This window comes from Bradyrhizobium sp. Ce-3, from assembly GCF_022835695.1.
In the GTDB taxonomy this organism is placed as follows: domain Bacteria; phylum Pseudomonadota; class Alphaproteobacteria; order Rhizobiales; family Xanthobacteraceae; genus Bradyrhizobium.
In genome coordinates, this window is record NZ_BQUV01000003.1 from 571,863 (window position 1) to 585,837 (window position 13,975).

Below are 13,975 nucleotides of genomic sequence, written 5' to 3' on the forward strand. Positions count from 1 at the left end.
GTTACTTCGAGGCGATCTTGTCCCACTGCTCGCGGGTGCGCGTCTTCAGCAGGTTCCAGTCATGTGCCGCGACGTCCCAATTGACGATGGTCCGCGTATCCTGCGCCACCTCGCCATTGGCGACGCTCGACGTCCGCATCGAATCATAGACATAGACGCCGCAAACCAGCAGCAGCGCGCCCAAAATCATGCCGAAAAACGTCCGCATCGCTCCATCCCTCCGGTGTCGGCAGGATAACGTTGCAGGGTTCGCTGTGGTTCCGGCGGCGGCACGACGGAGCATTTCCCGATGCTGTATGCCACAACGGGCGTTCCGCGTGGAAAACGCCGCCTGAATCGGCTACAATGAACCATGACGGCAACTGGCTTACCGAACGATCTGTTGGAGCAATTTCGCCGCAAATATTTGTGGTGGAAGCCGGGGGACGGACGGCCATTTTCCGAAGAGCGTGTCATCGCCCAAACGATGAATCTCGGGACATATGACGATATTCTCTTGCTTGAGGATGCAGTCGGGCAGGCCCGTCTGGTCGAGATCATGCGCCGCGCGGAGCCGGGCTGGATCAACGATCGGTCGTGGGAATTCTGGCGGGGTCGTCTGACATTTGCCACAGGCTCGACAATTCCCGAGAGGGCCCCCCGCAGGGAATTCCATGCCGCAGTTTGAGCCGCGATTGGATATCCTTCCGGTGGCGCCGCAGGAGAAATTTGGAGACTGCCTATGGCTCCGCTTGCCCGACTTGCTGACCAGCACTTACTAAAGACGATCGCGAGTTTTCCGACTGAGGTCAGGGACGATCCAACAAATCGGACTTTCTATTTGTCACTAGCGATAGTGAGACATTTTCTAGGTGCCGCATGGGCTGACGAACACGTTCAAGATAACGGCGAGCCGGGCTACGTTAGACTGAATTGGAGAGACCGCACTCAAACTCAAATACAATCATTTCGAATTGTTGATCTAGGCGAACTGCTCTTCAACCTTCAGCACATGGTTGGTTTCGACGAGTGCATAAGGCGGATGCGCGATGGAAATATAGAGGGTACTTACGCGGAATTGGACCTTGGTAGAATGCTCTATCAGAGCGGCATCGAGTTTCGGTTCGTGGTCGGATCGGGAAAAAGGGGCGACGACTTCGACATTGAGATGACGTTGAACGATGGTGTCACTGTTTGCGCTGACGCGAAGTGCAAGATCGAAGCGACACAGTTTAGTGAGAAGACATTACTTAATTCGTTGCAGAGCGCACGTAGCCAATTTCCGAAAGACAAACCTTCTATAATTTTCGTGAAAGTTCCGCCCCGGTGGTTGTCAGAACGCTCAGATCTCAAGGAGCAGTTGACGCGGATCGCGAACGACTTTCTGCGCGGAACGGGTAGAGTAGTTTCAGTAAAGTATTACGTGTCGCATATTCGTTGGGAGGACGGACACGTGTCGCATATTCAGGCATTTCAAGAAATCAACAATCACCATGCGATCAATCGCTTTGGCTCGTCTAGAAATTGGGACATGTTTGAGGAGTCGGACGAAACGTCGGGGCCTAATGGTTTTGAGAACTATAGCGACGTACCGATAAGGTGGCGAAGATTGATCTACTACCCTCAGGTGTCAGCAGCTGACAACCGAATGAGAGATGTGCAGTCGTCAAGGACATCATGACAGACGACCATGTCACGTCGTAGTTGGTGATGCCAAAGCGTGTTTTCACTCGGCTATCCGTCGAATATTTTGGCTTCCAACACAGCGGCGCGTCCCAAAGGTCGCCTAGTCAAACGGTAATCAACCCCGCGCGAACGCCCGCATCACATAATCGATGAACACCCGGACCCGCGGCGAGAGCTGGCGGTTGCGCGGATAGAGCAGGGAGACCGGCACCGACGGCGGCAGCCACTGTTGCAGCACCGGGATCAGCGTGCCGTTGGCGAGATCGGTTTCGGCGTGGAAGCGCGGCACCTGCACGAGGCCGAGGCCGAGCCTGGCGCTCGCCAGATAACTTTCGGGGCCGGTCACCGACATCGGCGCCGGCAGCGGAAATTGCTTAAGCGCGCCGTCGATCACAAACTCCATCGGGCGCAAGCGTCCCGTCGTCAGCGAGCGGATGCCGATCATGCGATGGCCGTCGAGCGCGAACGGATCGGTCGGGGTGCCGAAGCGAGCGAAGTAATGCGGCGTGGCGCAGGTCAGCCGCTCCAGCATCGTCACCTGCCGCGCGATCATGTCGCTGTCGGGCAATTGCCCGAAGCGAAGCACGCAGTCGACGCCTTCGCGGATCAGATCGATGAAGCGATCGCTCTCGCTCATGTTGATCTCGATGTCGGGATATTCGGTGAGGAAGCCCGGCAGGTTCGGCAGCAGGAAGTGCCGCGCCAGGGTGCCCTGCACCTCGAGCCGCAGCAGGCCCTTCGGCCGAGCGCCGCCGAACGCGCCCTCGGCGTCTTCGAGGTCTGCGATCAGCGCCAGGCAGCGGCGGTAGTGCGCCTCGCCGTCGAGCGTCGGACGCACCGTGCGCGTGGTGCGCTCGAGCAGCCGCACCCCGAGCCGCGCCTCCAGCCCCTTCACCGCGTCCGTCACCGTCGAGCGCGGCAGGCCGAGGTCGTCGGCGGCCAGCGAAAAGCTGCGCCGCTCCACCACCCGGGTGAACACGCGCATCGCGTCGAAGCGGTCCATCTATTGTCCGAAAATAGCGAATAGTAATGCCGCTTTATGCGTGATTATCCGGCCAATGCCAAGGCTTAGGGTCTCGCCATCGAACGCGGCTCCGCCGCACAATCTGATGGGAGACTAAAATGACCAATCAAACCAACAAGGTAGCTCTGGTGACGGGTGCCTCGCGCGGGATCGGCGCGGCGGTGGCCGAGCGCCTCGCCAGGGACGGCTTCACAGTCGTCATCAACTACTCCGGTGATGCCAAGGCCGCGCAGGCGGTGGCCGACAGGATCGAGGCCGCCGGTGGCCGGGCGCTGACCGCGAAGGCCGACGTCAGCGACGCCAGCGCGGTGCGCGGCATGTTCGACGCGGCGGAAGCGGCGTTCGGCGGCGTCGACGTGCTGGTCAACAATGCCGGCATCATGAAGCTCGGCAAGATCGCCGACAGCGACGATGCGGCCTTCGACCAGCAGGTCGCCGTCAACCTGAAGGGCAGCTTCAACACCATGCGCGAGGCGGCGCGCCGGCTGCGCAACGGCGGACGCATCGTCAACTTCTCGACCAGCGTCGTCGGCACCAGGCTCGAGACCTACGGCATCTATGTCGCGACCAAGGCCGCGATCGAGTCGTTGACCGCGATCCTGTCCAAGGAGTTGCGCGGCCGCGGCATCACCGTGAATGCGGTCGCGCCGGGCCCGACCGCGACCGATCTGTTCCTGCACGGCAAGTCGGATGAGTTGATCGATCGCTTCGCCAAGATGGTCCCGCTGGAGCGGCTCGGCACGCCCGACGACATCGCTAACGCGGTCTCGTTCCTCGCCGGTCCCGACGGCGCCTGGATCAACGGCCAGACCCTGCGCGCCAATGGCGGCCTGGTCTGACGTCATCACCTTCAACTCAACGCTCGTTCAACCCGACTTCACAAGGATATTTGTCATGAAACAGGTCATCGTCATCACCGGCGCTTCAAGCGGCTTCGGCCGCCTCACCGCCAACGCGCTCGCCAAGGCAGGCCACACCGTCTACGCCTCGATGCGCCATACCACGGGTCGCAACGCGGCCGCGGTCGCCGATATCGAGGAGTTCGCCCGCGACAACAAGGTCGACCTGCGCTCGCTCGAGCTCGATGTCGGCTCGCAGACGTCGGTCGATGCGGCGATTGCGCAGATCGTCGCCGAGGAGGGGCGCCTCGACGTCGTCATGCACAATGCCGGCCACATGGTGTTCGGCCCGGCGGAAGCGTTCACGCCCGAGCAGCTCGCCGAGCTCTACGACGTCAACGTGCTCTCGACCCAGCGCGTCAATCGCGCGGCGCTGCCGCAGCTGCGCAAGCAGGGCAGGGGACTGGTGGTCTGGGTGTCGAGCTCCAGCTCGGCCGGCGGCACGCCGCCCTATCTCGCGCCGTATTTCGCGGCAAAGGCCGGCATGGATGCGATGGCAGTGATCTATGCCCGCGAGCTGTCGCGCTGGGGCATCGAGACCTCGATCATCGTACCCGGCGCCTTCACCGGCGGCACCAACCATTTCGCACATTCCGGCCGTCCCGCCGACCAGGCGCGGGTCGCCGAATACGAAGCCGGTCCCTATGCCGGCTTCGGCGAAGAGATCATGAAAGCGTTCGCGGCGATCGTGCCGGAGGATGCCGACGCGTCGCTGGTTGCGGATGCGATCGTTGAGGTCGTCGACACGCCGTTCGGCAAGCGGCCATTCCGCGTCCACATCGATCCGACACAAGATGGTGCCGAGGTCGCATTCGGCGTGATCGACCGGGTCCGCAACGAGATGCTGCACCGGGTCGGGTTCTCAGACCTGCTGAAGCCGCGGGTGAATGAGTAACCGGGCACGCCCTGGCCGCGTCAACGATGAGGATAGTGCCACGCGCACTATCCATCCCCGTCACCCCCGCGCAACGGCTTCGCCGTTGTCGCTGGAGGTTCGCCCCGCTCGCGCCTCAGGGTGACGGGGATACAATCCTTCACGTATCGTCGGTTCGCTCATCATCCAGCCACTGCATGATCTCCGCGTTGATCTCGCGCGGATAGGTGTGGCTGAGATCGTCGATCTCGCGATAGGTGACGTTGGCGCCTGCGGCCGACAGCAAGCCCTGGGTCTGCCGCGCGGTCTGCACCGGGAACATCCAGTCGAGCTTGCCGTGGGTGATGAAGATCGGCAGGCCGCGCAGCCGCTCGGCATCGGCCATTTCGGCCATCAGCGGGTGGAAGGTCGCCGCGACCGGCGCCAGATGTGTGAAGCGCGAGGTGCCGTCGAGCCCGCTGACATAGCTGAAGGTGCCGCCGTCGCTCATGCCGGTCAGCAGCATGCGGGTCTCGTCGATCTTCCAGCGCGCCTGCACCTGGTCGAGGATGCGGTTGAGGTTCGGCGTGTCGGTGTCGTCGCCCATCAAGGCCCAGGTCTGGCCGGTGGCGGTCGGCGCCACCAGGATGGCGCCGCGGCTGCGCGCATCGCGCAGCCAGCTCCACAGAAAGCCGCGGCCGCTGCCGCTGCCGCCATGCAGCGCCATCACCAGCGGCCAGGCGCGGTCGGGCGTGTAATATTCCGGCACGTACATCGAGAAGCCGCCGCGGCTGCCCGGCTCGTTGCGCTCGTGGAAGATGCCGGTGTCGGCGTTCGGCGCGGCGGCGAGCTTCGCCTGCAGGGCGGCGTCCTCGCGCATGTCGGGCGCGATGAAGAAGCCACTGACCGGCGGCAGCTCGGTCAAGGGATAGAGCGCCTCCTGCGCGCGCGGCAGATAGCGCAGCGCGCGGAATACGCTGACCAGGTCGCCTTCGCCGTTCTGCACCGCGCGCAAGCCGGCATAGCCGGCGAGTGCGGGTTCGATCGCGGCTTCCAGCGCGGTCTTGATGTGCGCGAATTTCTCCGGCCAGTCTGCCAGCCGCGGCTGCACCGCCTGCAAGGCCTCCTCCGGCTCGCCCGCGATCTGCATCACCCGATCGAAGTCCGGCGGGTTGAGATTGCGCGCGACGAAGGACAGCGATTCCAGCGTCTGCAGCAGCGGCGGCAGCACGGCCACGATGTCGTCAACCACGGCCTCGCTCATCGCGTCTGCCTTTTCTGCTTTGTATCAGTGCAGCCGCGGCGCCTTCAGCAGCTTCATGCGGTCGATCGAGGTCAGCGTGACGTCGAAGGTGACGCCCTCGTGGTAGACGGTCAGCGGCACGTCGACGCCGGCTGAGCCGAGCGACCAGAGTTTTCGGTAGAAGCCGGTCTGGCTCGTCACCTTGTCGCCGTCGACCGCGAGGATCACGTCGCCGGTCTTCAGTTCGGCGCGCGCCGCCGGCCCCTTGCTGGCGACGCCGACCACCACGAGGCGGTTGTCGATCTCGGTCGTGTACATGCCGAGCCACGGCCGCGCCGGCTTGTTGACCCGGCCGAACCTGCGCAGGTCGCTCAGCACCGGATTGAGCAGATCGATCGGCACGATCATGTTGACATGCTCGGCGCGGCCCGAGCGCTCGCGTTCGAGCTGGAGCGAGCCGATGCCGATCAGCTCGCCGGCATTGTTGAGCAGTCCGGTGCCGCCCCAGTTCGGATGCGCCGGATGGGTGAAGATCGCCTCGTCGAGCAGGTACTCCCAATAGCCCGCGAATTCCTGCTTGGCCGCAACCTGGCTCGCGACCGAGCGGGTGCGGCCGCCGGCGCCACCGAGCACGACATTGTCGCCGACCTGGGTCGCCGCCGACGAGCCGATCGGCCGCGGATCGATGTCGAGCTTGCCGAGTGCCTGCACCAGGCCGAACCCGGATTCAAAATCGAAGCCGAGCGCATGGCCCTCGACCGCGCGGCCGTCGCCGAGATGCAGCCACACCGTGGCGGCCTCGGTGATCAGATAGCCGATCGTCAGCACCAGCCCGTCGTCGATCAGGACGCCGTTGCCGGTGCGCTCGGTGCCGAGCGTCTCGGCGCTGAAGGCGTCAGGCGGAATGATCGAATGCAGCCCGACCACACTCATCAGCGCACGATCGAGATCGTAGCGGTAATCTTCCGGGCGAGGCTGAAAGGCCGCTGGCACTTTCCATTCGGTCGTGGAGGGCATTTGGGATCTCCTGGCGTGCAGCGTGCTGGAACCTCATGGTAGTCCGAGGTTCTGCCGGCAGGGAAGGTGGAATGATATACCGTGCGCGGCAGCCTGCACAGCTCATGTGGCGTGCAGGGCAGCCCCTCGCAAGATAAATTGAACTATTCGCCCTTTGGTGCCGCGCGCGCCGGCATGATGCGGAAGGCGCGATCCTCCTTGATCCAGGCGGCGCGCTCGTCGCGCAGCATGGTACGGCGGACCTTTCCGGAATCGTCGCGCGGCGCGGTGCCGACGCGCTCGAAACTTTCCGGATGCTTGTAGCGGCTGAGCCGGTCCTTCAGGAAGTCGCCCATGCCGTCGGCGATCGCTTGCGCATCGGCGGTCTCGGCGAGCTCGAGGATCGCATGCACGCGCTGGCCGAATTCCGGATCGGGCAATCCGACTACGACGCAGGAGCGCACCTCGGGATGTTCGCTGACCGCGGCCTCGACTTCGGCCGGATAGATGTTGGCGCCGCCGCGCAGCACCATGTCGGCGAGCCGGTCGCCGAGATAGAGATAGCCTTCCTCGTCCAGACGTCCGATATCGCCGAGCGATTCCCAGCCGTCCGGCCGCCGCTTCGGTGACGCGCCGAGATAGTGATAGGTCGAGCCGGCGCCGTCATTGGGCAGGAAGTAGATCTCGCCGGTCTCGCCGGGCGCGACATCGTTGCCGTCCTCGCCGATGATGCGCAAGCGCGCGGTCTCGCCGATCCTGCCGACCGAGCCCTTGTGCGCCATCCATTCGACGCCGGAGATGACGCACGCGCCCTGCCGCTCGGTGCCGCCATAGAGCTCCCAGACCCGCTCAGGGCCGAGCCATTCGATCCACTTCTCCTTCAGCCAGGGCGGCATCGGAGCTGCCATGTGAAACACGATCTGCAGGCTGGAGACGTCGTAGCGCTTGCGCACCTCCTCGGGCAGCGCCCAGATCCGGTGCATCATGGTCGGCACGAAGTTGACCCATTGCACGCGCTCGCGCGCGATCAGCCGCAGCGTCTCCTCGGCGTCGAACTTCACCATGCCGGTCAGCCTCCCACCGCCGAACAGCGCGGCGTGCGACAGGATGAACGGCGCGTTGTGATACAGCGGACCCGGGTTGAGCAGCGATGCCTCGAACGGAATCCCGAGCAGCAGCGGCGTCGTGGTTTCGATCACCGCGGGGCTGTGATCGAGGATCACCTTCGGCCGTCCGGTCGAGCCGCCGCTGGTCATCGCCTTCCAGTAGCGCGCGACCGGCGCGTCGAGCGGCGCTTCGGAAAATCCCTCCGGCACGAAATTCACCGGCAGCGAATTCGGCGCGTTCCAGTCGGCCTCGCCGCCGACCACCAGCGACGGCTTCAGGATCTCGAGCACCGCCGCGGCCTCGCCGCGCGGCAGCCGCCACGACAGCGAGGTCGGCGTCGCGCCGCATTTCCACACCGCGAACGTGGTCTCGAAGAACGCGTTGCTGTTGGGCAGCCCGATCGCGACGAAGTCGCCGGGCTTGACGCCCTTGGCGGCGAAGGCGCGGGCCCGTGCATTGGCGCGGCGCTCGAGCTCGTGCCAGGTCAGCGTGTCCGTGCCATGGCTGACGGCGATCGCGTCAGCGGGCTTGCGTTCGGCATACCAGCGCGGCACGTCGGCGAGGGGGATCAGCATGGGTCGTTTCCGAAGGACTAAGGCGGCTTGAAGCGCTCTTGTTGCAGGGACGTGGCCAGGGCCACGGCCGCCACTTCACCAACGATGCGGTATCCATGTCAAGCCAATGGGGGGCGATGCGGCCGGTATCCCGCTGATGGAATTGTAGAATCCCTGTTCGCTAAAAGCCCCGTCAAGATTCCGGTAAAGTTCAAGCGATCACGCTAAGCCGGACTTTACGGGGCGGCGGCATTGTGGCCCGTGCGGTTTATGCCGGGCGCGTCGATCGACCTGCGCGGTCTCCAGTTTTCAATGACCAATGTGTTCAAGGACCAATGTCTTCAAGGACGAACGGCGATGGCGAGCAATGGAGCACGGATCAAGGTCAGTCGCGAGCCGCGGCGCCAGCTCAACAACCGCGCGGCATGGATCACGATCGATGACGGCGTGACCGAGAACGCCTGCGCGGTGATCGACATCTCGCCCGGCGGCGCCAAGATCAGCACCGAGGTCGAGCTCGACGTCAAGGACCGCCTCGCGCTGACGCTGCTCGCCGACCATGCCAAGCGCTACCCGTGCGAGGTGGTTTGGCGCCGCGGCAAGACCTACGGGCTCAAATTCGTGACTGGTGAAGTCGAGCCGGATGAACCGGCCGCGGAGCCGGCCGCCGCGGAGTAGCCGCGGCGAAGACGCGGAGCTGCGTCAGCGCTTCACGTAGATCACCTCATCCGTTCCGGTGTAGGCCTCGGTCCAGCCGCGCTTGTCCACCAGAAACCGCTTCAGAGGTTCGTGCGCCTTCACCCAGAGCACCGTGTCGATCTTGTATTTGTCGAGCACGGCGTCCCAGGCGGTCTCGTCGATTTCCCATTTGATCAGGCTGAAATAGTCGCGCAGCAGCTCGTCGGGATAGGCGGTGGCCGACCGGCCATCGATGAACACGGGCACCGTGCCACGCGTGTAGAAGATCAGGAGCCCGCCGACGTTCCAGTGGTTCAGCAGCCGCGCGTGCGGAAAATGGGTCTGGAGATAGCGCGCATCCTGCTCCGACAGCAGCTGAGGAAGTGCGAGCGCCGGCTTGACGTATACCAGCGTCAGCGGCAGCGCGCACAGTCCGACGATGCCGGCGGCGAGCAGCGAGCCCTGGACCTTGAGCTCGTTCAGTCTGGGCAGCACCCGATCGATGTGCAGCGCCAGCGGCACCGTCGAGAAGATGAAGAAGAACGACATGTACCTGTATTGATAGAATCCCAGCAGCAGGAACAGCCAGGACAGCAGCCGCGACTCCAGAGGCGCCGGCGAAGCAGCCGGGTGGCGGAGCTCGAACGCGGCGAACAGCGCAATATAGACGATGCCGGGAATGCTTCCGGGCATGCTGAAGTTCGCCGCATAAGACCACCACTCGGTGATGTGCTCCTGCGCGAAGTGGCCGAGCGTGGTCGCGACGCCCTCGTAGACGTGCCAGCCAAGCGGATTGATCAGGATCGCGACCAGGCAACCGGCGGCAGCGAAAGCGTAGGTCTTCAGACCCGCCCAATCCCGCCGGAGCATGGACGCGGCGCCGAAGATGCCAATGATGAAAAGTCCGAGCATGAAGCCGCCATGCAGGTTGGCCCAGAGGACCATCATCACCGGCAGCAGGAACCAGCGCTTTCGCTTCAGGCACTCAGCGTAGAAGATGACGCAGAACAGCATCGTCGGCGTGTTCGGCGAAGCGGACAGATAGGAATTCGGGGCGGTGACAAAGGCGGGATAGAGCAGGCACGCGGAGAGCACGGAAATCCCGACCGCAAGTGCCGAGGCGCCGCTGCGCAGCGTGATGGACGTCAGATATCCGGCGATGACGGCGCCGCACGCAACGACCGCCAGGGTGAGGCCGGTCCATCCGGTGTACTGGACCAGCACGCTGGCGATCACGTCCCAGAGCCAGGACAGATTGTACCATTGCCTGTCGCCGAGGGTGAACGACCATGGATCCTGGAAGGGGACGCTGCCGCGGTCACGTATCAGGTCGCCGGCGGCGAGGTGCCATCCCAGATCAAGATGGCCAAGCAGCAGCGGTCCGTTCGCCAGGTAGTACACGGACGCGAATGCGATCACGAAAATATGGATCCCGAACGTCGCAAGCTTGATCGTTCCTGGTCCGCGATCGAGCTTCGTGCCGTTCCAAGCCGCCAGCGCGTCCATCAATGAGCCCCGCGATCGAAGTGAGCCGCCTGCGGGCTCCGCATGCCTTGTATCTGCCGAACAAACACTCGCTTTAGGACGCGTCCGCTAAAGTCGCGTTAATGCCGGCGGCGCAATTCGATGGCTGTCCGGCCCCGGCCTGGAACTCGGGATCACCAGGCTGGCCGCGCGGCGCTGTTGGCTGGCCTTGGCGGTAGTGGGGTGGTCACGATCAGCGGCGATAGCGCAGCGCCTCGACCAGCAGCGCGAAGGCCGGCGAGGATTGCCGGCGGCTCGGGTAATAGAGGTGATAGCCGGGAAACGGCGCGCACCAGTCGTCGAGCACCTGGACCAGCTGGCCCTTGGCCAGATGCGCCTGCACCTGATCCTCGGCGATATAGGCAAGCCCGAGGCCGGCCAATGCCGCCTTGATCCGCAGCGGGGTGCTGTTGAACACCAATTGTCCGTCGACCCGGACCTTGAGCGGGCGGCCGCGCCGCTCGAATTCCCAGGCATAGATGCCGCCATGGGTCGGCAGGCGGATGTTGATGCAGGCGTGCTGCGTCAGGTCCTGCGGCCGTTTCGGGCGCTCCCGCCGCTTGAAATAGGACGGTGCGCCGACCACCACCATGCGGAAATCCGGCCCGACCCGCACCGCGATCATGTCCTTGGCGAGCTGTTCGCCGAGCCGAACGCCGGCGTCGAAACGCTCCGCGACGATGTTGGCGAGCCCGTTGTCGACGGTAATCTCCACCTTGATGTCGGGATAGCGCGGCAGGAATTTTTCCAGCGCCGGCCACAGGATCGTCTCGGCCGCGTGCTCGCCGGCGTTGATGCGGATGGTGCCGGCCGGTTTCTCGCGCAACGCGCTCAGCGCCGACAGCTCGGCCTCGATCTCCTCGAAGCGCGGGCCGATGCCGGCCAGCAGCCGTTCGCCGGCGGTGGTCGGCGCGACGCTGCGCGTGGTGCGGGTCAGCAGCCGGACGCCGAGCCGCTCCTCCAGCGCGCGCATGGTGTGGCTGAGCGCCGATTGCGACACGCCGAGCCGCGCCGCGGCGCGGGTGAAGCTGCGCTCGCGCGCCACCGCGAGGAAAGCGATCAGGTCGTTGACGTCGTGGCGCGGCATTGATGAATCCAGCTCATAAGTCCATCCCGATTTTTAGGTCTAATGGCGCGCCCGTGCACGCCCTAAATCCCGCGGCGGCAGGTTTCAGTCACGGATACGGAGAGACATCATGCAGACGCGCAAACTCGGTAACAGCAATCTTGAGGTATCGGCGATCGGCCTGGGCTGCATGGGCCTGAGCTTCGCCTACGGTCCCGCGGTCGAGAAGGCCGCAGGCATCGCGCTGCTGCGCGGTGCCGTCGAGCGCGGCATCACCTTGTTCGATACCGCGGAGGTCTACGGCCCCTTCGTCAACGAGGAACTGGTCGGCGAGGCGCTGGCGCCGGTCCGCGACCGGGTCGTGATCGCCACCAAGTTCGGCTTCGATATCGGCTCGATGGCCGAGCGGCACCGGTCGCTGAACAGCCGGCCCGAGCATATCAGGGCGGTGGCGGATGCCTCGCTGAAGCGGCTGAACATCGATGTGATCGACCTGTTCTATCAGCATCGGGTCGATCCGAACGTGCCGATCGAGGATGTCGCCGGCACCGTGAAGGACCTGATCGCCGCCGGCAAGGTCCGCCATTTCGGCCTGTCTGAGGCCGGCGTGCAGACCATCCGCCGCGCCCATGCGGTGCAGAAGGTCACGGCCTTGCAGAGCGAATATTCGCTGTGGGAACGCGGGGTGGAAGCGGAGATCCTGCCGCTGTTGCAAGAGCTCGGCATCGGCTTCGTGCCGTACAGCCCGCTCGGCCGCGGCTTCCTCACCGGTGCGATCAGCGCGTCCACGACATTCGCGAGCGACGACTTCCGCAATTTGGTGCCGCGCTTCACGCCGGAAGCCCGCCGCGCCAATCAGGCGCTGGTCGATCAACTCGGCCGGATCGCGGCCGGCAAGGGCGCGACGGCGGCCCAGATCGCGCTGGCCTGGCTGCTGGCGCAGAAACCGTGGATCGTGCCGATCCCGGGCACCACGAAGCTCAACCGGCTCGAGGAAAACATCGGCGCGGCGCGGATCGAACTGACCGCGGCCGATCTCGCCGACATCGGCAACGCCGTCGCCGCGATCGAGGTCCGGGGCGCGCGCTACCCGGAGCAATTGCTCGAGATGGTCGGGCGTTGAGTCGAGCCACATACGCAGTGTCGTCCCGGCGCAGGCCGGGACCCATAACCACCGATGGCTATTACTTCACGATGTTGGAACGACGGGTCCCGCTCCCGACTTCTGCTGCGGAGTATGGGTCCCGGCCTTCGCCGGGACGACGATTGTGGATGCAGGCCATGCCACACTCTCGCTGTCGTCTTGGCGAAAGCGACGCGCGAGGGCCTGCGCCACCTAACGTTCCGTCAGCTTCAGCTCGATGCGGCGGTTGCGCTTGTAGGCGTCTTCGGTCTGCGCGGTGTCGAGCGGCTGGAATTCGGCGAAGCCGGCGGCGACCAGGCGCTGCGCCGGCACGCCGAGCGAGACCAGATACTGCACCACCGAGATCGCGCGCGCCGAGGACAATTCCCAGTTCGACTTGAACAGCGGGCTGTTGATCGGCCGCACGTCGGTGTGGCCGTCAACGCGCAGCACCCAGGCGATCTCGGGTGGGATCTGCTTGTCCAGATCGATCAGCGCGCTCGCCACCGTGTCGAGCTCGGTCTTGCCCTCCTGCAGCAGCGTGGCCTGGCCGGTGTCGAAGAACACCTCGGACTGGAACACGAAGCGGTCGCCGACGATGCGGATATCGGGGCGGTTGCCGAGGATCGCGCGCAGCCGGCCGAAGAATTCCGAGCGATACTTCGACAGTTCCTGCACCCGCTGCGCCAGCGCGACGTTGAGGCGTTGGCCGAGATCGGCGATCCGGTTCTGCGAATCCTTGTCGCGCTTCTCGGAGGCGTCGAGCGCTTCCTCCAGCGCGGCGAGCTGGCGGCGCAGCGCGCTGATCTGCTGGTTCAGCACCTCGATCTGCGCCAGCGCGCGCGACGACACGCCCTTCTCGGAGTCCAGCGCCTTGTTGAGCTCGTTGGCGCGGCCCTGTGCGTCATTGCCGGAATTGGCGAGGCCCTCGTAGAGCCCCTTCATGCGATCGCGCTCGCCCTCCGCCGAGGCGAGGCCGGCGCGCAGCTGCGCGACCTGGTCGTCGAGCGTCAGCTTGGAGAGCTTCTCCAGCGACAACAGGTCGTTGAGCTGCGCGATCTTGGCGGTGAGCTGTTCCAGCGCCTTGTCCTTGCCGGTCACCTCCTGCGACAGGAAGAACTGCACGACCAGGAACACCGACAGCAGGAACACGATCGAGAGCACCAGCGTCGACAGCGCGTCGACAAAGCCGGGCCAGTAGTTGAAGCCGGATTCGCTGCGGCGCGAGCGGGCGAGGGCCATG

Annotated in this window: 14 protein-coding genes; 6 read left to right on the forward strand and 8 right to left on the reverse strand. The window is 64.7% G+C overall.

The window, feature by feature from the left end:
• Window position 1 precedes the first annotated feature (1 nt).
• Entirely contained in the window at window positions 2–208 is a 207-nt protein-coding gene (locus tag BRSPCE3_RS13770) for a hypothetical protein (protein ID WP_176533628.1), read from the reverse strand.
• Window positions 209–352: 144 nt separating this feature from the next.
• Between BRSPCE3_RS13770 and BRSPCE3_RS13775 the strand changes: the two genes are divergently transcribed.
• Window positions 353–667 carry a hypothetical protein gene (locus tag BRSPCE3_RS13775; protein WP_244066351.1) on the forward strand — a complete coding sequence of 105 codons (315 nt, stop codon included), beginning with the start codon at window positions 353–355 and terminating at the stop codon, window positions 665–667.
• Window positions 668–721: 54 nt separating this feature from the next.
• Window positions 722–1,660, forward strand: coding sequence for a hypothetical protein (locus tag BRSPCE3_RS13780; protein WP_244066352.1), 939 nt, complete (start codon window positions 722–724; stop codon window positions 1,658–1,660).
• A gap of 120 nt (window positions 1,661–1,780) precedes the next feature.
• Here BRSPCE3_RS13780 and BRSPCE3_RS13785 read toward each other — a convergent pair whose 3' ends face one another.
• Entirely contained in the window at window positions 1,781–2,668 is an 888-nt protein-coding gene (locus tag BRSPCE3_RS13785; RefSeq protein WP_244066353.1) for a LysR family transcriptional regulator, read from the reverse strand.
• 119 nt (window positions 2,669–2,787) lie between these two features.
• Here BRSPCE3_RS13785 and BRSPCE3_RS13790 point away from each other — a divergent pair, with 119 nt between their 5' ends.
• Together BRSPCE3_RS13790 and BRSPCE3_RS13795 are read left to right on the forward strand one after the other, a co-directional pair.
• Window positions 2,788–3,528, forward strand: a complete 741-nt coding sequence (locus BRSPCE3_RS13790) for an SDR family oxidoreductase (RefSeq protein WP_244066354.1) — start codon at window positions 2,788–2,790, stop codon at window positions 3,526–3,528.
• A gap of 55 nt (window positions 3,529–3,583) precedes the next feature.
• The gene (locus tag BRSPCE3_RS13795; RefSeq protein ID WP_244066355.1) at window positions 3,584–4,483 is read left to right on the forward strand and encodes an SDR family oxidoreductase; all 900 of its coding nucleotides are present in this window, start codon (window positions 3,584–3,586) and stop codon (window positions 4,481–4,483) included.
• A 139-nt stretch (window positions 4,484–4,622) separates the two neighbouring features.
• On the opposite strand, the gene BRSPCE3_RS13800 is transcribed toward BRSPCE3_RS13795, so the two are convergent.
• From BRSPCE3_RS13800 to BRSPCE3_RS13810, 3 genes are all read right to left on the reverse strand, one after another.
• Window positions 4,623–5,705 carry a phospholipase gene (locus tag BRSPCE3_RS13800; protein WP_244066356.1) on the reverse strand — a complete coding sequence of 361 codons (1,083 nt, stop codon included), beginning with the start codon at window positions 5,703–5,705 and terminating at the stop codon, window positions 4,623–4,625.
• 24 nt (window positions 5,706–5,729) lie between these two features.
• A complete protein-coding gene (locus BRSPCE3_RS13805) occupies window positions 5,730–6,701 on the reverse strand; it encodes a S1C family serine protease (protein WP_244066357.1) in 972 nt (323 codons plus the stop codon).
• A gap of 143 nt (window positions 6,702–6,844) precedes the next feature.
• Window positions 6,845–8,362 (reverse strand): AMP-binding protein, encoded by a 1,518-nt coding sequence (locus BRSPCE3_RS13810; protein ID WP_244066358.1) that lies wholly within the window; start codon window positions 8,360–8,362, stop codon window positions 6,845–6,847.
• Window positions 8,363–8,698: 336 nt separating this feature from the next.
• On the opposite strand from BRSPCE3_RS13810, the gene BRSPCE3_RS13815 reads away from it, so the two are divergent.
• Window positions 8,699–9,019, forward strand: a complete 321-nt coding sequence (locus BRSPCE3_RS13815; protein ID WP_244066359.1) for a PilZ domain-containing protein — start codon at window positions 8,699–8,701, stop codon at window positions 9,017–9,019.
• Between the two features lie 24 nt (window positions 9,020–9,043).
• On the opposite strand, the gene BRSPCE3_RS13820 is transcribed toward BRSPCE3_RS13815, so the two are convergent.
• Window positions 9,044–10,525: a hypothetical protein gene (locus BRSPCE3_RS13820; protein ID WP_244066360.1), complete on the reverse strand. Its 1,482-nt coding sequence runs from the start codon at window positions 10,523–10,525 to the stop codon at window positions 9,044–9,046.
• Between the two features lie 211 nt (window positions 10,526–10,736).
• Complete coding sequence (locus tag BRSPCE3_RS13825) at window positions 10,737–11,630, reverse strand: LysR family transcriptional regulator (protein WP_244066361.1); 894 nt, start codon at window positions 11,628–11,630, stop codon at window positions 10,737–10,739.
• 109 nt (window positions 11,631–11,739) lie between these two features.
• Between BRSPCE3_RS13825 and BRSPCE3_RS13830 the strand changes: the two genes are divergently transcribed.
• Window positions 11,740–12,732 (forward strand): aldo/keto reductase, encoded by a 993-nt coding sequence (locus tag BRSPCE3_RS13830; protein ID WP_244066362.1) that lies wholly within the window; start codon window positions 11,740–11,742, stop codon window positions 12,730–12,732.
• Between the two features lie 213 nt (window positions 12,733–12,945).
• On the opposite strand, the gene BRSPCE3_RS13835 is transcribed toward BRSPCE3_RS13830, so the two are convergent.
• A complete protein-coding gene (locus tag BRSPCE3_RS13835) occupies window positions 12,946–13,974 on the reverse strand; it encodes a peptidoglycan -binding protein (RefSeq protein ID WP_244066363.1) in 1,029 nt (342 codons plus the stop codon).
• Window position 13,975: the final 1 nt, after the last annotated feature.